The 19,789-nt window shown below is 74.2% G+C and carries 17 protein-coding genes and 1 tRNA gene; 9 read left to right on the top strand and 9 right to left on the bottom strand.

All coding sequences use genetic code 11. The features are described 5' to 3' along the window. The 3 genes from kdpF to ACIP82_RS18825 form a co-directional block, all read right to left on the bottom strand. Window positions 1-90: a K(+)-transporting ATPase subunit F gene (gene kdpF, locus ACIP82_RS18835; protein ID WP_097237446.1), complete on the bottom strand. Its 90-nt coding sequence runs from the start codon at window positions 88-90 to the stop codon at window positions 1-3. A 408-nt stretch (window positions 91-498) separates the two neighbouring features. Further along, the gene (locus tag ACIP82_RS18830) at window positions 499-2,493 is read right to left on the bottom strand and encodes an APC family permease (RefSeq protein ID WP_363606049.1); all 1,995 of its coding nucleotides are present in this window, start codon (window positions 2,491-2,493) and stop codon (window positions 499-501) included. 298 nt (window positions 2,494-2,791) lie between these two features. Next, window positions 2,792-4,624, bottom strand: coding sequence for an APC family permease (locus tag ACIP82_RS18825; protein WP_400654485.1), 1,833 nt, complete (start codon window positions 4,622-4,624; stop codon window positions 2,792-2,794). Window positions 4,625-5,015: 391 nt separating this feature from the next. On the opposite strand from ACIP82_RS18825, the gene ACIP82_RS18820 reads away from it, so the two are divergent. After that, complete coding sequence (locus ACIP82_RS18820) at window positions 5,016-5,690, top strand: HAD family hydrolase (RefSeq protein WP_363605880.1); 675 nt, start codon at window positions 5,016-5,018, stop codon at window positions 5,688-5,690. Between the two features lie 82 nt (window positions 5,691-5,772). Here the strand turns inward: ACIP82_RS18820 and ACIP82_RS18815 are convergent. After that, window positions 5,773-5,854, bottom strand: a tRNA-Tyr gene (locus ACIP82_RS18815). Between the two features lie 216 nt (window positions 5,855-6,070). On the opposite strand from ACIP82_RS18815, the gene ACIP82_RS18810 reads away from it, so the two are divergent. Continuing rightward, window positions 6,071-6,559 carry a YajQ family cyclic di-GMP-binding protein gene (locus tag ACIP82_RS18810; RefSeq protein WP_363605881.1) on the top strand — a complete coding sequence of 163 codons (489 nt, stop codon included), beginning with the start codon at window positions 6,071-6,073 and terminating at the stop codon, window positions 6,557-6,559. Between the two features lie 62 nt (window positions 6,560-6,621). On the opposite strand, the gene ACIP82_RS18805 is transcribed toward ACIP82_RS18810, so the two are convergent. Next, complete coding sequence (locus ACIP82_RS18805) at window positions 6,622-7,110, bottom strand: hypothetical protein (RefSeq protein ID WP_363605882.1); 489 nt, start codon at window positions 7,108-7,110, stop codon at window positions 6,622-6,624. 223 nt (window positions 7,111-7,333) lie between these two features. Between ACIP82_RS18805 and ACIP82_RS18800 the strand changes: the two genes are divergently transcribed. From ACIP82_RS18800 to mug, 4 genes are all read left to right on the top strand, one after another. Then, the gene (locus ACIP82_RS18800; RefSeq protein ID WP_400654482.1) at window positions 7,334-8,686 is read left to right on the top strand and encodes a dipeptidase; all 1,353 of its coding nucleotides are present in this window, start codon (window positions 7,334-7,336) and stop codon (window positions 8,684-8,686) included. A gap of 178 nt (window positions 8,687-8,864) precedes the next feature. After that, the gene (locus ACIP82_RS18795; protein WP_400654557.1) at window positions 8,865-9,944 is read left to right on the top strand and encodes an aminopeptidase P family protein; all 1,080 of its coding nucleotides are present in this window, start codon (window positions 8,865-8,867) and stop codon (window positions 9,942-9,944) included. Window positions 9,945-10,046: 102 nt separating this feature from the next. Then, window positions 10,047-11,057, top strand: coding sequence for a phosphatase PAP2 family protein (locus ACIP82_RS18790; protein ID WP_363605886.1), 1,011 nt, complete (start codon window positions 10,047-10,049; stop codon window positions 11,055-11,057). An 81-nt stretch (window positions 11,058-11,138) separates the two neighbouring features. Next, window positions 11,139-11,732 carry a G/U mismatch-specific DNA glycosylase gene (mug, locus tag ACIP82_RS18785; RefSeq protein ID WP_400654479.1) on the top strand — a complete coding sequence of 198 codons (594 nt, stop codon included), beginning with the start codon at window positions 11,139-11,141 and terminating at the stop codon, window positions 11,730-11,732. A gap of 51 nt (window positions 11,733-11,783) precedes the next feature. Here mug and ACIP82_RS18780 read toward each other — a convergent pair whose 3' ends face one another. Both ACIP82_RS18780 and ACIP82_RS18775 read right to left on the bottom strand, forming a co-directional pair. Continuing rightward, complete coding sequence (locus tag ACIP82_RS18780; RefSeq protein ID WP_400654477.1) at window positions 11,784-12,473, bottom strand: response regulator; 690 nt, start codon at window positions 12,471-12,473, stop codon at window positions 11,784-11,786. Next, entirely contained in the window at window positions 12,452-13,681 is a 1,230-nt protein-coding gene (locus tag ACIP82_RS18775; RefSeq protein WP_400654475.1) for a sensor domain-containing protein, read from the bottom strand. The genes ACIP82_RS18780 and ACIP82_RS18775 overlap by 22 nt, the downstream gene beginning before the upstream one ends. A gap of 271 nt (window positions 13,682-13,952) precedes the next feature. Here ACIP82_RS18775 and ACIP82_RS18770 point away from each other — a divergent pair, with 271 nt between their 5' ends. Beyond that, the gene (locus tag ACIP82_RS18770; protein WP_400654473.1) at window positions 13,953-15,863 is read left to right on the top strand and encodes an FtsX-like permease family protein; all 1,911 of its coding nucleotides are present in this window, start codon (window positions 13,953-13,955) and stop codon (window positions 15,861-15,863) included. A gap of 90 nt (window positions 15,864-15,953) precedes the next feature. Here ACIP82_RS18770 and ACIP82_RS18765 read toward each other — a convergent pair whose 3' ends face one another. Next, on the bottom strand, window positions 15,954-16,859 hold the full coding sequence (locus tag ACIP82_RS18765) for a LysR family transcriptional regulator (RefSeq protein ID WP_400654471.1): 906 nt from the start codon (window positions 16,857-16,859) through the stop codon (window positions 15,954-15,956). Between the two features lie 136 nt (window positions 16,860-16,995). On the opposite strand from ACIP82_RS18765, the gene ACIP82_RS18760 reads away from it, so the two are divergent. Continuing rightward, window positions 16,996-18,006: an NADP-dependent oxidoreductase gene (locus ACIP82_RS18760; protein WP_400654469.1), complete on the top strand. Its 1,011-nt coding sequence runs from the start codon at window positions 16,996-16,998 to the stop codon at window positions 18,004-18,006. Between the two features lie 69 nt (window positions 18,007-18,075). Here ACIP82_RS18760 and ACIP82_RS18755 read toward each other — a convergent pair whose 3' ends face one another. Further along, on the bottom strand, window positions 18,076-18,975 hold the full coding sequence (locus ACIP82_RS18755; RefSeq protein WP_363605897.1) for a sigma-70 family RNA polymerase sigma factor: 900 nt from the start codon (window positions 18,973-18,975) through the stop codon (window positions 18,076-18,078). Between the two features lie 76 nt (window positions 18,976-19,051). Between ACIP82_RS18755 and ACIP82_RS18750 the strand changes: the two genes are divergently transcribed. Beyond that, window positions 19,052-19,747, top strand: coding sequence for an FMN-dependent NADH-azoreductase (locus ACIP82_RS18750; RefSeq protein ID WP_400654466.1), 696 nt, complete (start codon window positions 19,052-19,054; stop codon window positions 19,745-19,747). Window positions 19,748-19,789 lie beyond the last annotated feature (42 nt).

Here is a 19,789-nt window from a genome sequence, read left to right as displayed (position 1 = left end):
TCAGAACTTCTCCGGGTAGATCAGCGCCACGACGAGGTAGCCGACGAGGGCGACGGCGACGATGAGACCTGCGATGTTCTCGGCGCTCACAGCTTCTCCACCCCCCGTGCGATCAGGGCGATGACGGCGAACACGGCGACCGTGACACCGACGTAGATGAGATCGGACATGGGCTCCACCACAGTGGTTCGGAGACGGCCGCGGCCGGGCCCGGAGGCACCGCACGGCACCGGCGGAAGACCGGCTGAAGCAGCAAACCAGCCGGTTGAGGGGCGCTACGGTTCCCTGACGCCCTCCATACGGGCGGATACGCGACGTTGACGCGACCTTGACGCCCGCGTCACCGGGCCGAGACCGGCCGTGTGCGGAAACGTTTCGGGCCCCGGACAGCGATGCTGTCCGGGGCCCGTTCCGGCCGGTCGTGCCGGGACCGCCCGGGCACGTCTCCGGGTGCCGTGCGGGCGTTCTCCGGTGCCGGCAGGCGTTCCTGGGTGCCGCTCAGGAGTTCTCGGGCGCCGGCAGCTTCTCGTGCTCCGACCGCCCCACCGGCTCACCGCGCCGCACCGCGCCCGGGGCCCGGCGGGACGGGTGGTACGCCTTGCTGGAGGAGGTCAGCTGCCAGGGCACGCTGATCACCATCACGCCCGGGGTGAACAGCAGCCGGCTCTTCAGCCAGAGCGCCGACTGGTTGTGCAGCAGGTGCTCCCACCAGTGCCCGACCACGTACTCGGGGATGAACACCGCGACCGCGTCCCGGGGGCTGGTCCGGCGGTACTCGCGCACATACGCCACCACCGGCTTGGTGATCTCCCGGTACGGCGAGTCCAGCACCTTCAGCGGCACCTGGACGTCGAGCTCCCGCCACTGCCGCTCCAGTTCGCCGGTGGCCTCCTGCTCCACCGCGACGGTCAGCGCCTCCAGCGAGTCCGGCCGGAACGCCTGCGCGTAGCCGAGCGCCCGCAGGGTGGGCTTGTGCAGCTTGGAGACCAGCACGATCCCGTGCACGCTGGACGGCCGCACCGACTCGGCGTGCGGGTCGTCCACCGCCAACTCCTCGGCCACACCGTCGTAGTGCCGCCGGATGCCGCGCATCATCACCCAGAGCACGACCGCCGCGACCACGGCCAGCCAGGCGCCCTGGGTGAACTTGGTCAGCAGCACGATGACCAGCACCAGGGCGGTGGTGACCGCGCCGAAGGCGTTGATCACCCGGGAACGCTGGGCCGGGCCGCGGACGCCCGGCTCGGTCTCGGTGCGCAGGACGCGGTTCCAGTGCTTCACCATGCCGATCTGGGACAGCGTGAAGGAGGTGAAGACGCCCAGGATGTAGAGGTGGATCAGGCTGGTGACGTCCGCGTCGTACAGCCAGAGCAGCCCGCCGGCCACCACCGCGAGGGCGATGATGCCGTTGGAGAACGCCAGCCGGTCGCCGCGGGTGTGCATCTGCCGGGGCAGATAGCGGTGCTCGGCCAGGATCGAGGCCAGCAGCGGGAAGCCGTTGAAGGCGGTGTTGGCCGCCAGGATCAGCACCAGCGCGGTGACGGCCTGGACGAAGTAGAAGAGCACGGAGTGGTCGCCGCCGAAGATCGCGGCCGCCAGCTGGGCGATCACGGTCTGCTGCGGGGCGGTGTGGCAGTCGCCGGGGAACCCGGTCAACTGGCAGGCGTCGTCCGTGATGTGGACCTTGGAGATCAGTGCCAGCGCGGTGATGCCGACGAACATGACCACGGCCGTGGTGCCCATCACGGCCATCGTGGTGGCGGCGTTCCTCGACTTCGGCGCCCGGAAGGCCGGCACGCCGTTGGAGATCGCCTCCACACCGGTCAGCGCGGTACAGCCGGACGCGAACGCCCGCAGGCCCAGCATCAGCAGGCCCAGCCCGGCCAGGGTGTCCTTGCCGTCCACCGGCAGGACCCCGTACGAGGCGCTGGACGCCACCGGCGCGTGGCCGAACGCGACCCGGATCAGACCGGTGACCACCATCAGCAGCATGCCGCCGATGAAGAGGTACGTCGGCGCCGCGAAGGCCTTGCCGGACTCCCGGACACCGCGCAGGTTCATCGCCGCGAGCAGCGCGACGAAGCCGACCGCCAGCTCCACCCGGTGGTCCGCGAGCGCGGGCAGCGCCGAGATGATGTTGTCCACCCCGGAGGCCACCGACACCGCGACCGTCATCACGTAGTCGACCAGCAGCGAAGCGGCCACCACCAGGCCGGAGTTGGCCCCCAGGTTGCGGGACACCACCTCGTAGGAGCCGCCGCCGCTGGGGTAGGCGTGCACGACCTGGCGGTACGACATCACCACGACCGCCATCAGCGCGACCACACCGGCCGCGACCCACGGGGTCAGGTAGAGGAACGCGGTGCCACCGACGGTGAGCACCAGCAGGATCTCCTGGGTCGCGTAGGCGACCGAGGAGAGCGGGTCGGAGGCGAAGATCGGCAGCGCCAGCCGCTTGGGGAGCAGCGTCTCGCCCAGCTCCTCGCTGCGCATGGCCTTGCCGATCACTAGACGCTTGAGCGCCTGGGGCACGTTGAACACATGGGCGAGCGTAAGGGCCGAAAACAGCCTGACAATGGGCCCCGAAGGCGTGCCGAAAAGGCCCGGCACGCCGATCGGGAGGAGCGTTCCCGCAGGTCGGAGCCGCTATGAGCACGCACCTGCCGGGCGTATCAACGGCGTTAAGCCCCCCCGTTAAGACATCGTCAAGATATGACGACCCGATAGGACATTTAGCCACATATAGGGCAATTTGCCCGCGCCGCGACCGCGACGCACGGCCCGCCCAGGCCTACATCCGCATCCGGAGCCGGCAGACCACGGCATCGGTGTGGCGGCGCAGCGCCCGGTCGATCACCGCCCCGCGCCGGTTCTGCAGCGCCCACTGCCAGGGGCGGGCCGGCTCGACCTCGGGGATGAGGACGGTGAGCCGGTCGTACGCGCGCTCGGCGCCGAGCCGGTTGACGAAGGCGGCGATCGGCGGGCCGAGCCGGCGGTGGCCGTCCGGGATCTCCACCAGGGGCACGCCCGGCCGCCACAGCTCCCAGTCCCGGCGCAGCGCCTCGGCCTCCGCCGGGTCGTGCACCACGGTGACCGCCAGGACCTCGTCGCCGAGCGAGAGCGCCGCGCTCAGCCCGTCCCTGGTCAGCCGGGTGATCGCGGTGACCGGGACGACGACCAGGCTGCGCCGGCGGGTGACGGCGCCGGGCACGCGCCCCAGCTCCAGCGCCTCGCCGATCCGCGCGTAGCCGCGGTGGACCGCCTCGAAGAGCAGGACGAGCAGCGGCAGCGCCAGGCAGATGCCCCAGGCGCCCTCGGTGAACTTCGTCCCGGTGACGACCACCGCCGCGACGCCGGTGAGCAACGCGCCGAAACCGTTCAGCGCCGCCCTGGCCCGCCAGCCCCGCTGCCGCCGGACGTACCAGTGCCTGACCATGCCGACCTGGCAGACGGTGAAGCCGACGAAGACCCCGATCGCGAACAGCGGCACCAGGCTGTTGACGTCCCCGCCGGAGCCGGCCAGCAGCGCCGCGGAGACCAGGGCGAGGAAGAGCACGCCGTGACGGTGCACCTGGCGGTCGGCGCGCAGCGCGAAGACGTGCGGCAGGTGGTTGTCGCGGGCGAGCAGGTGCAGCAGCACGGGCAGGCCGCCGAAGGAGGTGTTGGCGGCCAGGCCCAGCAGGATCACGGTGGCGAACTGGACCAGGTAGAAGCCGGCGCCGTGGCCGAGCGAGGCGTCGGCGAGCTGGGCGAGCACGGTGACGCCCTCCACCGGCTGGAGGTGGAAGCGGCCGATCAGCACGGCCAGTCCGATCAGCATCACGCCGAGCAGCGCGCCGAGCGCGACCTCGGTGCGCTGCGCCCGCTTCACGCCCGGCGTGCGGAAGGACGGGACGGCGTTCGCCACCGCCTCCACCCCGGTCAGCGCCGAGCAGCCCGCCGCGAACGCCTTGAGCAGCAGCAGCGCGCCGACCGCGGTCGCGTTGCCGGCCAGCGCCGAGGCGTGCCCGGTGGCCGCCTCGGTGCTCACCGGGGCGTCCCGGAACAGGCCGACCGCGATGATCGCCAGGATGGACAGCACGAAGACGGCCGTCGGCGCCATGAACCAGCGGGCCGACTCGGCGATCCCCCGCAGGTTGACGGCGGTGACCAGGGCGAGCACGCCCAGGCAGAGCCAGACCCGGTGGCCGTACAGGCCCGGCACGGCCGAGGTCAGCGCGGCCACCCCCGCGGTCACCGAGACCGCCACGTTCAGGATGTAGTCGATCACCAGGGAGGCGGCGGCGGTCAGCGCGGTCCGTCGGCCCAGATGCTCCCTGGCCACCGCGTACGAGCCGCCGCCGTCCGGGAAGGCCGCGATCACCTGGCGGTAGGAGGCCACCAGCACCGCCAGCAGCACGGCGATCGCCGCCGTCACGGGGAGCGTGAAGCCGAGCCCGTACGCCCCGGCCGCGGCCAGGACCAGGACGATCGACTCGGGCCCGTACGCGACGGAGGCCATCGCGTCCAGGGAGAGCGCGGCCAGGCCGCCGAGGGCGCTGAGGCGGTGCCGGTCACCGGCCGCGCCGGTATCCGGGGGCTCGGGCTCCGCGGCGACGGCCGGGGTGGTGGTGGCGCTGGACATCGGGCAGGACCTCCGCAGTCGGGTGCTGCTCCGATCCTGCGGGCCGGGTGCCGCCCCGCTCCCCTGCCCCTACGCGTTCCTGACGCCTCGACGTGTGCCTTTGACGATCCGTTGACGCCATGCGGCGGCCGGCCCCGGGGGGCGTGGACGGGGCGGGTGGGCCGATGTCCCGGCGGGCGCCGGTTGGGAAGACGATCAGCACTGTCGGAGGACTCCCGGCGCGTACCTGAGCACGCCCGGGACTTCTCAGCGGGGAGGCTGAACGGCCCACCCCACCCCTGAGGACACTCTGCTGCCTGCCAGGAGTAATTGCAAGTAATGCGCAATAGTGCGCCCGCCCGCCGATGCCAGGAATTCTCACTCTCCACCCCCGCCGCACTACGCTCCGCACATGGATCGCCCCGCCCGCCCCTCGCGTCCCCTTCTCCTCATCGACCTCGACCACACCCTGGTCGAACGCGACGGCCCCGCCGATGCCTGGACCGGCGGATTCTGCGCCACCCACGGCATCCCCGCCGACGCCGCCCCCGCCGTCTTCGAGCTCTACCGCGCCGACCGCTCCCCCGCCGGATTCACCCGGATCGCCGCCCGCTACGGACTGCCCGACTCCGGCGCAGCCCTCTGGGAGGAGCACGTCACCCGCGAGGCCGCCCGCACCCACCTGCTCCCCGGCGTCCCCGACGCCCTCGCCGCCCTGCGCGACGCCGGCTGGACCATCGCCGTCGTCACCAACGGCTCCACCGGCATCCAGCGCGCCAAGCTCGCCCGCACCGGCCTGCTCCCCCACGTCGACGCCGTCTGCGTCTCCGAGGAGGCCGGCGCCCGCAAACCCGCCCCCGCGATCTTCCACCTCGCCGCCGCCCGCCTCGGCCGCACCCTCACCCCCGACGACTGGATGGTCGGCAACAACCCCGCCACCGACCTCCGGGGCGCCCACGCCACCGGCCTCCGCTCGATCTGGATCACCCCCACCCCACCCCCGCCGCTCCCCGCGGACCACCCCGCCCCCACCCACACCGCCCCCGACACCCCGGCCGCGGCGGCCCTCCTCCTCGGCTCCCCCTGACGCCCCGTCGCCCCTGCGCCCGGGCACGACAAAACGGCCCCTGATCCACGTTTCCGCAGATCAGGGGCCGTTCTCTATCCGGTGGCTGGTGTAGGGTTCGAACCTACGTAGGCTATGCCGGCAGATTTACAGTCTGCTCCCTTTGGCCGCTCGGGCAACCAGCCAGGATGTTCGTCTCGCGGGGCGCTGCCCCGTTCGACTGGATAAACCATACCCGATGCCGGGGGGTGGTTCGCCACCCCTTTGGCCATCGGAGGATCAAGAAACGCGGCGCGGCGGGCCCGGGCGGGGGCGGGGTGGCGCTGGATAGGCTGGGGCGGCGGGCGCCCGGTGGGGCGGGCCGTGTCAGTGAAGCCAGAACATCAAGGAGACCAACACCCATGGCCGACTCCAGTTTCGACATCGTCTCGAAGGTCGAGTGGCAGGAGGTCGACAACGCGATCAACCAGACCTCCCGTGAGATCGCCACCCGCTTCGACTTCAAGAACGTCGGCGCCGAGATCAGCCGCTCCGGCGAGAAGATCGAGATGAAGGCCAACGGCGAGGAGCGCGTGAAGGCCGTCCTGGACGTGCTGCAGAGCAAGTTCATCAAGCGCGGCCTGTCGCTGAAGGCTCTGGACGCCGGGGAGCCGCAGCTCTCCGGCAAGGAATACAAGATCTTCGTGAACGTGAAGGAGGGCATCACCCAGGACGATGCCAAGAAGATCGCGAAGATCATTCGCGACGAGGGCCCGAAGGGCGTGAAGGCCCAGGTCCAGGGTGACGAACTGCGCGTGACCTCGAAGAGCCGCGACGACCTGCAGGCCGTGCAGGCGCTGCTCAAGGGCAAGGACCTGGACTTCGCGATCCAGTACGTGAACTACCGCTGACCCCGCGGGCGCGGCCCCGGTCCTGAGCCTCCTCGGGGCCGGGGCTTTCCGTGTCGGGAGGCTCAGTCGGCCGGGGCCCAGCCCCCGGTGCTGCGGTGGGCGGGCAGGCCGACCGCCTCGAACTCGTCGAAGTGGTCGCCGTCCACGCGGGCGCCGATCCGGCGCAGGGCCTGGGATATCGGGCTGCCCTCGGGCGGGAAGCGTTCGGACTCGGCCTTGGTGAGCGGGCCGAGCTCCAGCCGCCCGTCCGCCCAGACGGCGGCGCGCTGGGTGCCGGTGCCGCCGAAGTAGTCGGCCTCGACGCAGGCGATCGGGCCGGCCTTGGACCAGGCGGCGAGCCGGCGCTCGAAGCCCTCCGGGAACCACTCGAACCCGGACGCGCGGCCGGATGCCCCGTCGCCGCCCAGGCGGAGCGCGGCCAGGAAGGCGGGCGTGGCCGGGATCAGCGCCAGCCCCTGGGCCAGCGGGGCGAGACGGGCGGCCGGGACCTCCGCGGCCGCCACCCTGAGCAGCTCCAACGGGCCGATCAACGCCTGAAGTTCGTATGGCATTCAGTCATCCTGGCTCAACCCGCCGACGATCGGCCCGATATTTACGATTCCGTGCCTCGAAGGGAATCAGCCCGAGAGGACCGGGCCCCGTCCGCCCGCACCTCCGCCGCTCCGCTCCGGCCCCCGGTCACCCGTGCGGCGCACGCCGCGTGCGGCGGCCTCGGCAACCGGGTGAACTGGCCGGGTACGGCCTGTCCCGGGCCGTACCCGAGGAGCCGTACCCATGACCGACGAACTCGCCCGCCGGATCGCCGCTCTGATACCCCGGGCCAAGGCCGACCTGGCCGAGCTGGTTGCCATCCCCTCCGTCGCGGACCCCCGCCAGTACCCGCCCGAGAAGTGCCGCGAGGCCGCCGAGTGGGTCGCCGCCGCGTTCACCGAGGCCGGACTGCGCGACGTCCACCTGGAGGAGACCCCGGACGGCAGCCACGCCGTGATCGGCCACCGCCCGCCCCCGCCCGGCGCCCCGACCGTCCTGCTCTACTGCCACTACGACGTCCAGCCCTCGCTCGACGCCGCCGCCTGGACCTCCCCGCCGTTCGAACTCACCGAGCGCGACGGCCGCTGGTACGGGCGCGGCAGCGCCGACTGCAAGGGGAACATCGTCATGCACCTCACCGCGCTGCGGGCGCTCGGCGACGATCTCCCGGTGGGCGTCAAACTCGTCGCCGAGGGTTCGGAGGAACAGGGCACCGGCGGCCTGGAGGCGTATCTGCCCCCGCACGCGGGCGAGTTGCACGCCGACGCCCTGCTGGTCTGCGACACCGGCAACGCCGCCGTCGGCGTGCCCACCGCCACCACCTCGCTGCGCGGGGTCACCACCGTACTGGTCACCGTCTCGACACTCGGCGGCGACGTGCACTCCGGGATGTTCGGCGGCCCCGCCCCGGACGCGCTGGCCGCGCTGATCCGGATGCTCGACTCGCTGCGCGACGCCGACGGCGGCACCCGGGTCGACGGGCTGGACTGCCGGGGCACCTGGGCCGGCGTCGGCTACGACGAGCAGCGGTTCCGTACCGACGCGGGCGTGCTGGACGGCGTCCGGCTGACCGGCGGCGGCACGGTCGCCGACCGGCTCTGGGCCCGGCCCGCCGTCACCGTGCTCGGCATCGACTGTCCGCCGGTGGTCGGCTCGGCCGCCGCGATCCCGGCCACCGCCCGGGCCCGGGTCAGCCTGCGGGTGCCGCCCGGCACCGAGGCGTTCCCCGCCCAGGAGGCGCTCATCGCCCACCTGCGGGCCGCCGCACCCTGGGGCGTCCGGGTGGAGATCGAGCGGGAGAGCGCGGGATCGCCGTTCCGGGCCGCCACCGGCGGGCCCGCGTACGCCGCGCTCGACCGGGCCGTGCGGGAGGTCTACGGCACGGCGCTGTCCTTCCTGGGGCAGGGCGGCTCCATCCCGCTCTGTGACGTCCTCGCCCGGACCTACCCCGAGGCGGAGATCATCCTGATGGGGGTGGAGGAGCCTCGCTGCCTCATCCACGCGCCCAACGAGAGCGTCGACCCCGGCGAGATCGAGCACATGGCCCATGTGGAGGCGCTGTTCCTCCGGAACTACGCGGACTCCGCGCGACCGTGACGGCGACCGCCCGGGCCGCGCCCGGGCACCGGAACGCCCCTCACCCACCCGGCCGAACCACCGCCACCGGGCCCGTGACAAGCCGTCAGCACCGGAACCCGGCAGCACACCGTCGACACAAGGAAGGCGGGAGACACCCGTGCCACGACCGTTCACCACCGAGGACTACACCGCCCGGATGACCCGGGCCACCGCCGAGGCGGCCGCCGCCGGACTCACCGGTCTGGTCGTCGCCCCCGGCCCCGACCTGCTCTACCTCTGCGGCTACCAGCCCACCGCCATCACCGAGCGGCTGACCGCCCTCCTCCTCACCGCCGGGCGCGAACCCGCCCTGATCGTCCCCAAGCTGGAGCGCCCCGACGCCGAGAAGGCGGCCGGCGCCCCCGCCCTGCGGCTGGTCGACTGGACCGACGGCGAGGACCCGTACACCGCCGCCGTCCCGCTGCTCGACCCCGCCGGGCGGTACGGCATCTCCGACAACGCCTGGGCCATGCACCTGCTCGGCCTCCAGGCCGCCCTGCCCGGCACCGGCTTCTCCTCCCTCACCGAGGCGCTGCCGATGCTGCGGGCGGTCAAGGACGGCGACGAGCTGGAGCGCCTGGCCGCGGCCGGCGGCGCCGCCGACGCCGCCTACCGGGGCATCCTGGAGGTGACGTTCGCCGGCCGCCGGGAGACCGACGTGGCCGCCGACCTCAGCGCGCTACTGATCCAGTACGGGCACAGCCAGGTCGACTTCACCGTGGTCGGCTCCGGCCCCAACGGCGCCAACCCGCACCACGAGGCCGGCGACCGGGTCATCCGGCCCGGGGACACCGTCGTCCTGGACTTCGGCGGCCTCAAGGACGGCTACGGCTCCGACACCACCAGGACCGTCCACGTCGGCACGGACGTGCCGGACGAGGTGCGGAAGGTGCACGACATCGTCCGGCTGGCACAGCAGACCGCCTTCGAGGCCGTCCGGCCCGGGATCAGCTGCCAGGAGATCGACCGGATCGCCCGACGGGTGATCATCGAGGCCGGGTACGGCGAGTACTTCATCCACCGCACCGGCCACGGCATCGGCATCACCACGCACGAGCCGCCGTACCTGATCGAGGGCGAGGAGCGGCCGCTCGTCCCCGGCATGTGCTTCTCGATCGAGCCCGGCGTCTACCTGCCCGGCCGGTTCGGGGTGCGGATCGAGGACATCGTCACCGTCACCGAGCACGGCGGGCGGCGGTTCAACAACACGCCGCACGAGTTGGGCATCGTCTCCTAACGGGCGCGCCCGGCCGGGCCGTTCCGCTGTCTGAGTCTTTGCTGAACGACAGGCCGCATACGTAAAGAGTTCTCCAAGAATGCCTTGCTAGCTTCAATCGGTATGACCAAAATGCTCCGCCCGGCGCCGCCCCCACCCGCGCGCGCCGGGCGGCTGCGTCCGGTGACCCAGCCCCGTGCGCACACCACCGCACTGGCCCGGCTGCGGCTACTGGCGTGGCCGCTCTATTTCCTCGCCCTCTTCTGGTACCTGCGCACGTACGGCATGCCGTACGCCAATGACGTGGTCTTCTGCTGGCTGATCGGCGCGCTGCTCGCGGCCGCCGTGCACAGCGGCCACGGGCGGCGCGGCTTCCTGCTGGTGCTGCGCGACTGGGTGCCCGTCATGGCCGTGGTCTGGGTGTACTCGCTGCTGCGCGGCTACGGCGCGCACACCCCGTGGGCCCCGCACTGGCGGCCGCAGTTGCGCGCCGACGAGCTGCTCGGCCTCGGGGAGACCTGGACCGTCCGGCTGCAGCACGCGCTGTACACCCCCGGCTCGCCGCACTGGTACGACTACGCGGCCGTCACCGTCTACATGTCGCACTTCTTCATGATCTTCGTGATCCTGGCGGTGCTCTGGCGGCGCCGCCACGACCGCTTCCGGCACCTGCTCACCTGCTACCTCGCGCTGACCTTCGCCGGCTTCGCGACGTACATCCTCTATCCGGCCGACCCGCCGTGGCTCACCGGGCAGGAGGGGAACATGCCGGAGCTCACCCGGGTGGTCTCCGACGTGCTGACCGAGAGCGGGCTGCCGCGCGCGGGGTCGATCTTCGAGAACGGCAGCCAGTTCGCCAACGACGTCGCCGCGATGCCCTCGCTGCACTCCGCCTACCCGGCGATGCTGCTGTTCTTCTTCTGGCCGACGGCCGCGCGGTGGCTGCGGGTGCTGCTCGTCGCGTACCCGCTCGCGATGGCGTTCACCCTGGTGTACGGGGCGGAGCACTTCATCGTCGACATCTTCGCCGGCTGGGCGTACGCGGCGGCGGTGGTGTTCGGCCTGCGGTGGCTGCGGGAACGGCGGGCCGGGGCCGGACGGCTCACCCTGGCCGCCGGAGAGGCCACCGGGTGACAGCGGCGGCCCGGTGGCGGGGGCGCCCGGGATGAACGGGGCGCCTCCGGGCCGGCCGGGCCGGGCGGGCAGACTGGACGGATGCGGAAACCCACGAAGCCGGCACAGCCCGTCGCGGAGCCGGTTCAGCCGGTGAAGCCCACCGCGGAGCAGTTGCTCGCCGCCCGGGACACCACCATCCCGGACGTCGCCGGGCCCGGGCTGCGGGTGCTGTTCTGCGGCATCAACCCCGGTCTCTGGTCCGGCGCCACCGGCCACCACTTCGCCCGCCCGGGCAACCGGTTCTGGCCCGCCCTGCACCGCTCCGGCTTCACCCCGCGCCAGTTCCGCCCGGACGAACAGGGCGAGCTGCTCGGCCTCGGCCTCGGCATCACCAACGTCGCCCCGCGCGCCACCGCCAAGGCGGACGAGCTCACCGCCGACGAACTGCGCGCGGGCGGCGCCGCGTTGACCGACCGGGTGCTGCGGCTGCGCCCCCGCGCCCTGGCCGTCCTCGGCATCGGCGCGTACCGGACCGGCTTCGGCCGCCGCGGGGCGGCGGTCGGCCGCCAGCCGGAGGGCATCGGCGACACCGAGGTCTGGGTGCTGCCCAACCCGAGCGGCCTCAACGCCCACTACACCCTGGACACACTGGCCGAGGAGTTCCGCCGGCTGCGGGAGGCGCTGGAGCGGTGAGCGGCGCCGCGGTGAGGCACCGCATGGCGGGCGCCGGGCGGTGACAGCGGCTCAGGCGCGCAGGAACTCCAGCACCGCCAGCACCCGGCGGTGCGTCTCCTCGGCCGGTGGCAGGTCCAGCTTCATCAGGATGTTGCCGATGTGCTTGCTCACCGCGGCCTCCGACACCACCAGTTCGCGGCAGATCGCCGCGTTGGACCGGCCCTCGGCCATCAGCGCCAGCACCTCGCGTTCGCGCGGGGTCAGCCGGCCCAGTGGATCCCGCCGACGCCGCAGCAGCTGCCGCACCACCTCCGGGTCGACCACCGTGCCACCGGCCGCCACCGTGCCGACCGCGGCCACGAACTCCTCGATCTGGCCGATCCGGTCCTTCAGCAGGTAGCCCACGCCCGAACCGTCCCCGGAGTCCAGCAGCTCCGCGGCGTAGGAGCGCTGCACGTACTGGCTGAGGACCAGGACGGGCAGTCGCGGGCGTCGCTCGCGCAGGGCGACGGCGGCGCGCAGGCCCTCGTCGGTCTGGCCCGGTGGCATCCGGACATCGGTGATGACGATGTCCGGCTCGTGCTCGGCGACGGCCGTACGCAGGGCCTCGGCGTCGCCGACGGCGGCGGCCACCCGGTGGCCGAAGCGGTCCAGCAGACCGATCAGGCCCTCGCGCAGCAGGACACCGTCCTCGGCGAGGACCACGCGCAGTCCGGCCGGTCGGGGCCGGGGCCGGTCTACGGCTTGATCTGGGTACAAGGGATCTCCACACGCAACAGGGTCGGTCCGCCGGGCGGGCTGCTCACCGTCAGTGTGCCGTCCACCACCGCGACCCGGTCGGCCAGCCCGGTGAGACCGGTGCCGCCCGCCGGGTCCGCGCCACCGCGACCGTCGTCCGCCACCTCGATGGTCAACAACCCTCCGGTGTAGCGCCCGTGGATCCGGGCGGCGCGCGCACCGCTGTGCTTGGCCACGTTGGCGAGCGCCTCGGAGACGGCGAAGTAACCCGCCGACTCGACCGGCGGCGGCAGCCGGCCGGGCAGGTCGAAGCCGACCTCCACCGGGACGGGTGAGCGGTCGGCGGCATCCGCGCAGGCGTCCGGCAGGCCCCGGTCGGTGAGCACCTGCGGATGGATGCCGTTGATCAACTCCCTTATCTCGGCGAGCACTTCGCCGGCCGCCAGCTGCGCCTCGGCGAGCCGGTCGGCCAGCGGTCCGCCCGGCGGCGCGTCCAGCCGGGCCAGCCCGAGGGCCATCGTCAGCGCCACCAGGCGCTGCTGGGCGCCGTCGTGCAGATCGCGTTCGATCCGGCGGCGCTCCGCCTCGAAGGCGTCCACCAACCGGGCCCGGGAGCTGACGAGTTCACCGATCCGCCGCTCCTGCCCGCCCTGGCCGAGCACCAGCCGGACGAGCGCGGCCCGGCCGACGGCCACCGCCGTCAGCGGGTAGGCCGGCAACGGGAGCAGCAGCAGGCCGCCCAGTCCCAACAGGGCGGCCAGGAGCGGGGAATGGACCTGGAACAGCTTCAGCACGTTCACCTGCTCACCGTCCAGCAGCAGCAACGGCAGGGCGGCGAGCAGACAACCCGGCACCGCCAGCGCGCAGCCGGCGACGACCAGATCGACCGGCCACAGCACGAACGCGGCGAGCACCGCGAAGCCCAGCTCCCGCCAGGTCGCCTGCTCGCGGTAGCGCAGCCGCAGCCACGCGGGCAGTCCGGGGCGGCTCGGCACGAGATGCGGGCCGGGCACCGGCGTGCTGTCCAGCAGCCTCAACAGCCGCCGCTCCCACGCCGCGTACGGCACCCCGACCAGCGCCAGCGCCGCCAGCAGCGGCAGCCCGATCAGCAGCACCGCCAGCAGCCCGGCAGCGGTCGCCGCCACCAGCAGCCCGGCGCAGAGCAGCAGCCCGGCCGTCCCGCTCGCCAGCAGGTAGGCCGCCGCCCGCCAGGGATTCACCGCCGCCATGAACTCCGGCCGGGGCAGCGCTCCCCACGCCCCGGGCCCACGACCACCGCCGTCCATCGCCCCGCCTTCCCCCCTGTGTCCGCGCCGGCGCCCGCTCCCGTGCGGGTGCGGGTGCCCGTGCCGGTTCGGGTCCGGCTCCGGCCCGCCGCCTCGTTCGGGCCGACGCCCACCCTAGGCACCCGCCGGGACCGCGTCGGTAGGGCCCGCCCCACCCCACGGAGTAGACCCTGGCCCGCTGACCGGCCGTGCCCGTCGACGGTTGGCTGGCGGCATGGGAATGGTACGGATCGCGATCACCTCGCTGAAGACCCGCTGGACGTCGCTCGTCGGAGCGTTCGTGGCCCTCGCGCTCGGGGTCGCGATGACGGCGGTGATGCTGCTGGGGCTCGCCACCGCCGTCGGCGCACCCGGCGGGGAGGCGCTGGTCTCGCTGGTGGCGGCGCTCGGCACGGCGGGCGGGGTGAGTGCCTTCGTCTCGGCGTTCGTCGTCGCGTCCACCTTCTCCTACGCCGTCGCCCAACGCCGCCGCGAGTTCGGCCTGCTCCGGCTGGCCGGCGCGACCCGGGCGCAGGTCCGGCGGAGCGTTCTCACCGAAGCGCTCCTCCTCGGCGCGGCCGCCTCCGCCGCGGGCTGCGCGCTCGGACGGCTCGCCGCGCCGGGCCTGGTGCGATGGCTGGTGGAGGCCGGCATGGCGCCGCCCGGCTTCGTACCGGGCCAGCAGGCCTGGCCGCTGCACGCCGCGTTCTGGTCCGGTCTGCTCGTCACCCTGTCCGGGGTGGCGGTGGCGGCCCGCCGCGCCGGCCGGGCCGGCCCCCTGGACGCCCTGCGGGTGGCCGACCTCGACACCGGCGTGATGACCTCGGGCCGGTGGCTCTGGGGCCTCGGGCTGCTGCTGACCGCCGCCGTGCTGACCGGAACGGCGCTCGTCACCGACCCCGCCGACCTCCTGCACCGCAAGACCTACACCACCCAGCCGATGCTGCTGATCAGCGCCTGCGGGCTGCTCGCCCCGGTCCTCGCCCGCCCGGTGATCCGCGCCCTCACCTGGCTCCCGGCCCGGCTGACCCGGTACACCGGCCGGCTGGTCCGGGAGAACGCCACGGCGGCCCTGCGTCGCAGCGGGGCGATCGCCGCGCCGGTGCTGATCGCGGTGGCCCTGACCGGTTCGCTGGCCGGGGCGCTGGACACGGTGAGCGCCGCCCGGACGGCCGAGGCCGACGCGCGGACCGCCGCCGATCTCGTGGTCGTCCCCGGCACGACGGCGACCCCGGCCCCGACCCTGGCTGCGCTCACCGAGGCGCTGCGCGCCGTCCCCGACGTCACCGTCTCCCCGTCGGGGCCCACCACGCTCGCCCTGGTCGAGCCGGACGGCATCGCCGTCGGGTCCGAGGCCCGGACGGCCGATCCGGCCGGGCTGGCGGCGGTCACACGGCTGCCCGTGACGGCCGGCTCGGTGACCGCCCTGGACGACGACGGCATCGTGCTGCCCGCCGGGTGGGGGCGGACGACGGTCGGCGAGCCGGTGCCGGTGATCCGGGCGGACGGCAGCCGGACGACGCTGCGGGTGGCCGCCGTCCTGCGCGACGGCCTCGGCGACAACGGCCTCTATGTGACCGCCCGCAACGCCCCGGGCGCACGGGTCGACCGGATCGAGGTCCGGTTCGCCCCCGGCACCGACCGGGCCGCCGCCACCACGCGGGTACGGGCCGCCGCCGGGCCGTCCGGCGCGACGGTCCGCACCCGGGACGACTGGCTCACCGCCACCGCACCCGCCACCGGCCGGATCGCCTGGCTGCGCACCGTCCTGGTCCTCGGCCTCGCCCTGGTGTACACCGGCCTCGCGCTCGCCAACACCGTCGTCATGGCCACCGCCGACCGGCGCCGGGAGCTCGCCCTGTGGCGGCTGGCGGGCGCCACCCGGGCCCAGGTGGTGCGGCTGGCGACGGCCGAGTCTGCGCTGGTGGCGGCGGTCGGCGCGGTGCTGGGCTGCGCGGTGGCCGCCGTCCAGCTGGCCGCCATGCGAACCGGGTTGGCGCTGCTCGGGGTGCCGGCGCCGTGGGTGGTGCCGTGGCGGCCGGTCGGGCTGGTGGCCGGGGTGTGCCTCCTGGTCGCGGTGCCCTGCGCCGCGTCGGCGGCCGCCTGGGCGCTACGCCACCGACCGGTCTCGGCGGTCGTGCGCTGACGAAGACGACGGGCGGGCGGGTGTCGGGCAAGCGGGCGTCGGGCGAGCGGGCATCGGCGGGCGGCTCGGCTGCCTGACGGCCCTCATGTGTCAGACCCGCTCCAACCCCTCCGGCAGGGCGAGCGCCCGCAGTTCGCGGATCAGCGCCCGGACGGGCGCCGTACCGGCCAGTTCGGGCGTGGTGACGTACCCGACGAACCGGGTCGGCGGCCGCGGACCGAGGCCGGTGACGGCCAGGCCGTCCGGGGCGCCGAGCAGGGCCGTCCGGGGCATGATCGCCATGCCGAGGCCCTGGGAGACCAGCGAGACGGCGACCGAGTCGTCCTCGACGTCGATGGTTGCGGGCGGGATCCAGTCCTGTCGGTCCCACCAGTCGCGGGTGTAGGAGCCGCAGTTCTCGTCCCAGTCGACCAGCGGCAGCCCGCGCGGCGCCGGATGGCCCTGCGGGTGCACCAGCGCGTACGACTCCTCGAAGAGCCGCACCGCCAGCAGACCGGGGACGGGCGGCGGGGCGGAGTCGTCGAGTGTGGCGAGCCCGAGGTCGGCGCGGCCGTCGGCGACCTCGCCGGCCGCGCCGCGGCCGAGCTCGCGGACGATCCGGACCTGCGGCGTCAGCCCGGGGTGGCGGGCGGTGAGCCGGGCCAGGACGGGCGGCAGCAGGTGGGCCGCGACGCTGCGGAAGGCCACGATCCGCAGCGGCCCGGTCACCTCCCCGGCCGCGTCCCCGGCCCCGGCGCCGCGCACCTCCGGTCCCATCACCTCCAGCAGCCGCAGGATCCGGCGGGCGTACGTGACGGCCCGCGCGCCGGCGTCCGTGGCGCGGGCGCCGTGGCGTCCGCGGTCGAAGAGCACCGCACCGAGCTTCCGTTCGCAGGAGCGCACGGCGTGCGAGACGGCGGACTGGGTCATCCCCAGGCGCGCGGCCGCCGCCGTGAAGCCCTGTTCCTGCTCGACGGCGACCAGGATGCGCAGTTCGTGCGGGGCGAGATCGCTCATGCGCCGAATCTACCGGCATCCATCAATGCTGCTCATGGAACCCGGCCTTCCATCGACGCCGGCCCCTGCCCGGGACCCGGCCGCCTTCCTACGGTGATCACGTCCGCCGCGCCCGCCACCACCCCCGGAGCACCCGATGTCCCGCCCCATCGCCCGCGTCGTCCACCAGGTCGCCCGCCCGTCGGGCCCGCCCACCGCCGACGACTTCGCCTTCCTCGACGAGACCGTCCCCGCGCTCACCGCGGGCGAGGCGCTCGTCGAGAACATCCACCAGTCCGTCGACCCGTACATGCGCGAGGAGATGGAGGAGGGCGGCTGGGAGCTCAACGCCCCGCTGGAGGGCCGCACCCTCGGCCGGGTGGTCGAGTCCCGCACCCCCGCCCTGCCGGTCGGCGAACTGGTGTTCCACCGCAGGGCCTGGCGCACCCACTCGGTGGTCACCGCGGCCGAGGCCACCCCGCTGCCCGCCTTCGAGGGCGTCCCGCTCACCGCCCACCTCGGCGTCCTCGGCGGCACCGGGCTGTCCGCCTGGGTCGGCCTGACCAGGGTCGCCCGGCTCCAGCCCGGCGAGACGATCTTCATCTCGGCGGCCGCCGGCGGCGTCGGCACCGCCGCCGGCCGGCTCGCCCGCCTGCTCGGCGCCGGCCGGATCATCGGCAGCACCGGCTCCGCCGCCAAAGCCCGGCACCTCACCGAACACCTCGGCTTCGACGCCGCGTTCGACTACCATGACGCCCCGATCGCCGACCGGCTCCGCGAGGCGGCCCCCGACGGCCTCGACGTCTACCTGGACAACGTCGGCGGCGACCACCTCGAAGGCGCGATCACCGCGCTGCGCGAGCACGGCCGGATCGCCTGGTGCGGCGCCGTCGCCCAGTACAACCACCTACGGCAGCCGCCGTCCGCGCCCCGCAACCTCTTCGACGTGGTCGGCAAGAGCCTGCGGCTGGAGGGCTTCCTGGTCCGCAACCACCTGGACGCCAGGCCGGAGCTGTACGACTTCCTCGTCCCGCATCTGCGCTCCGGCGCCGTCGTGCCGGACGAGACCGTCGTGCGGGGCTTCGAGCACGTGGTGGACGCCTTCCTCGGCATGCTCCGGGGCGCCAACACCGGCAAGATGATCGTCCAGATCGCCGAGGCGCCCTGACCTGCCCTGACCTGACCGGCCCGGTCAGGGCAGGACAGGACAGGGCAAGTCAGGACACGGCCCCGGCGGTCACCCGTCCGGCAGCAGGGCCAGGTCCAGCCGGGCGATCCGCTCCGGATCCGCGATCACCTCGTACGCCGCGACCCGCCCCCGCTCCACCGTCACCAGCAGGACCAGCCGCAGCCGCCCGCCCGGCGCGACCACCACCCCCACGTCCCCGTTCACCAGGGCGGGCGCCGCGAACCGCGCCCGCCGCCCGAACACCAGCGTCTCCCCCGCGACGACCAGGGCGCCACGCGCCACCGCCGCCCGCCCGGCGGGCAGCGCGGCCGGATCGGCCCGGCGGACCACGTCCGGCGCCAGCACCGCGAGCAGCGCGTCGAGGTCGCCGCCGCGCGAGGCGGCCAGGAAGGCCTCCACCACCTCGCGGTGCCCGGCCAGTTCCGCCGCCGGCACCGCGGCCGGGCCCCGCACCCGCTGCCGGGCCCGGCTGGCGAGCTTCTTGGCGGCCACCGTGGTGCGCCCGACGATGGGCGCGATCTGTTCGAAGGGCACCGCGAAGCCGTCGTGCAGCACGAAGGCGACGCGCTCCGCGGGCCCGAGCCGGTCCAGCACCACGAGCAGGGCCCGGCCGACCTCCTCGGCCAGCAGCGCCGCCTCCTCGGGACCACCGTCCTCGCCGGCCCCGTCCGGCAGCCGCTCCCCCGCCGGCTCCTCCCGCCGTACCGCCCGTGCCCGCAGCAGGTCGAGGCAGATCCGGGAGACGACGGTGGTCAGCCAGCCGGGCAGGTTCTCGACCGCCGCCGCGTCCGCCCGGCCGAGCCGCAGCCAGGCCTCCTGCACGGCGTCCTCCGCCTCCGCCGCCGAGCCCAGCATCCGGTGCGCGACGGCCCGCAGCCGGCCGCGCTCGCCCTCGAACCGCGCCGCCAGTTCCTCGCACCCGTCCGCCGGTTCCTCGCGTCCGTCCATCGGTCACCTTTCCTCGGGCCACCCCGTCACGGAGATGACGATCCACCCACCACCGAGGTGACGAGGAGAGACCCCGATGACCACCACCACCCTGCTGCACCTGGATTCAAGCGCAGACCTCCCGGGCGAATCGGTCAGCCGTGACCTGACCGCCCGCTTCGCGCACGCCTGGCGGGCCCGGCACGGCGCGTCCGGCTACCGCTACCGGGACCTCGCCGCCGACCAGGTGCCCCTCCTGGGCCCCGCCTACGCCCCCCTCGGCCGCCGGGTCGAGCGCCGCGGCGTGCTGTCGCCCGCCGAGGTGTCCGCGCTGGCCGAGGGCCCGGACGAGCGGCGCGAATGGGCCCTCACCCAGCCGCTGATCGCCGAACTGCTGGCAGCGGACACCGTGCTGCTGGGCGTGCCGATGTACAACTTCACCGTTCCCGCCGCGCTGAAGGCCTGGATCGACCGGGTCAGCTTCCCCGGCGCGTACACCGATCCCGCCACCGGCCGGAGCCTCCTGGACGGTACCCGCGTCGTGGTGGTCACCGCCTGCGGCGGCGGCTACGGCCCGGGCACCCCGCGCGAGGCCTTCGACTTCCAGACCCCCTACCTGCGCGCCTACTTCACCAATCTCGGCGTCCCCGACAGCGCACTGCACTTCGTCCACGCCGAACTCACCCGGGCCGACGACATCCCCGCCCTGGCCGGCCTCCAGCCGCTCGCCGCCGCCTCCCTGGCCGCCGCCCGCTCAGCCGTGGCGGACCTGGCCGCCTCCCTGACCGGCTGACCGGCCCGCTGACCGACCGCCCCGGCCGTGGCGGTCGGTCAG

This window comes from Kitasatospora sp. NPDC088548 (assembly GCF_044753005.1).
Taxonomy (GTDB): domain Bacteria; phylum Actinomycetota; class Actinomycetes; order Streptomycetales; family Streptomycetaceae; genus Kitasatospora.
The sequence above is the reverse complement of the archived record's forward strand: the minus strand, read 5'-3'. Positions and strand labels throughout refer to the sequence as shown.

Excerpts from the sequence above, each read along its gene's own strand:
- ACIP82_RS18755 (WP_363605897.1), bottom strand. The coding sequence starts at position 18,975 with ATGGACGGACGCGAGGAACCGGCGGACGGGTGCGAGGAACTGGCGGCG.
- ACIP82_RS18790 (WP_363605886.1), top strand. The coding sequence starts at position 10,047 with ATGACCAAAATGCTCCGCCCGGCGCCGCCCCCACCCGCGCGCGCCGGG.
- ACIP82_RS18795 (WP_400654557.1), top strand. The coding sequence starts at position 8,865 with ATGACCCGGGCCACCGCCGAGGCGGCCGCCGCCGGACTCACCGGTCTG.
- ACIP82_RS18805 (WP_363605882.1), bottom strand. The coding sequence starts at position 7,110 with ATGCCATACGAACTTCAGGCGTTGATCGGCCCGTTGGAGCTGCTCAGG.
- ACIP82_RS18775 (WP_400654475.1), bottom strand. The coding sequence starts at position 13,681 with ATGGCGGCGGTGAATCCCTGGCGGGCGGCGGCCTACCTGCTGGCGAGC.
- ACIP82_RS18810 (WP_363605881.1), top strand. The coding sequence starts at position 6,071 with ATGGCCGACTCCAGTTTCGACATCGTCTCGAAGGTCGAGTGGCAGGAG.
- mug (WP_400654479.1), top strand. The coding sequence starts at position 11,139 with ATGCGGAAACCCACGAAGCCGGCACAGCCCGTCGCGGAGCCGGTTCAG.
- ACIP82_RS18825 (WP_400654485.1), bottom strand. The coding sequence starts at position 4,624 with ATGTCCAGCGCCACCACCACCCCGGCCGTCGCCGCGGAGCCCGAGCCC.
- ACIP82_RS18800 (WP_400654482.1), top strand. The coding sequence starts at position 7,334 with ATGACCGACGAACTCGCCCGCCGGATCGCCGCTCTGATACCCCGGGCC.
- ACIP82_RS18820 (WP_363605880.1), top strand. The coding sequence starts at position 5,016 with ATGGATCGCCCCGCCCGCCCCTCGCGTCCCCTTCTCCTCATCGACCTC.
- ACIP82_RS18765 (WP_400654471.1), bottom strand. The coding sequence starts at position 16,859 with ATGAGCGATCTCGCCCCGCACGAACTGCGCATCCTGGTCGCCGTCGAG.
- ACIP82_RS18750 (WP_400654466.1), top strand. The coding sequence starts at position 19,052 with ATGACCACCACCACCCTGCTGCACCTGGATTCAAGCGCAGACCTCCCG.
- ACIP82_RS18770 (WP_400654473.1), top strand. The coding sequence starts at position 13,953 with ATGGGAATGGTACGGATCGCGATCACCTCGCTGAAGACCCGCTGGACG.
- ACIP82_RS18830 (WP_363606049.1), bottom strand. The coding sequence starts at position 2,493 with ATGCGCAGCGAGGAGCTGGGCGAGACGCTGCTCCCCAAGCGGCTGGCG.
- ACIP82_RS18760 (WP_400654469.1), top strand. The coding sequence starts at position 16,996 with ATGTCCCGCCCCATCGCCCGCGTCGTCCACCAGGTCGCCCGCCCGTCG.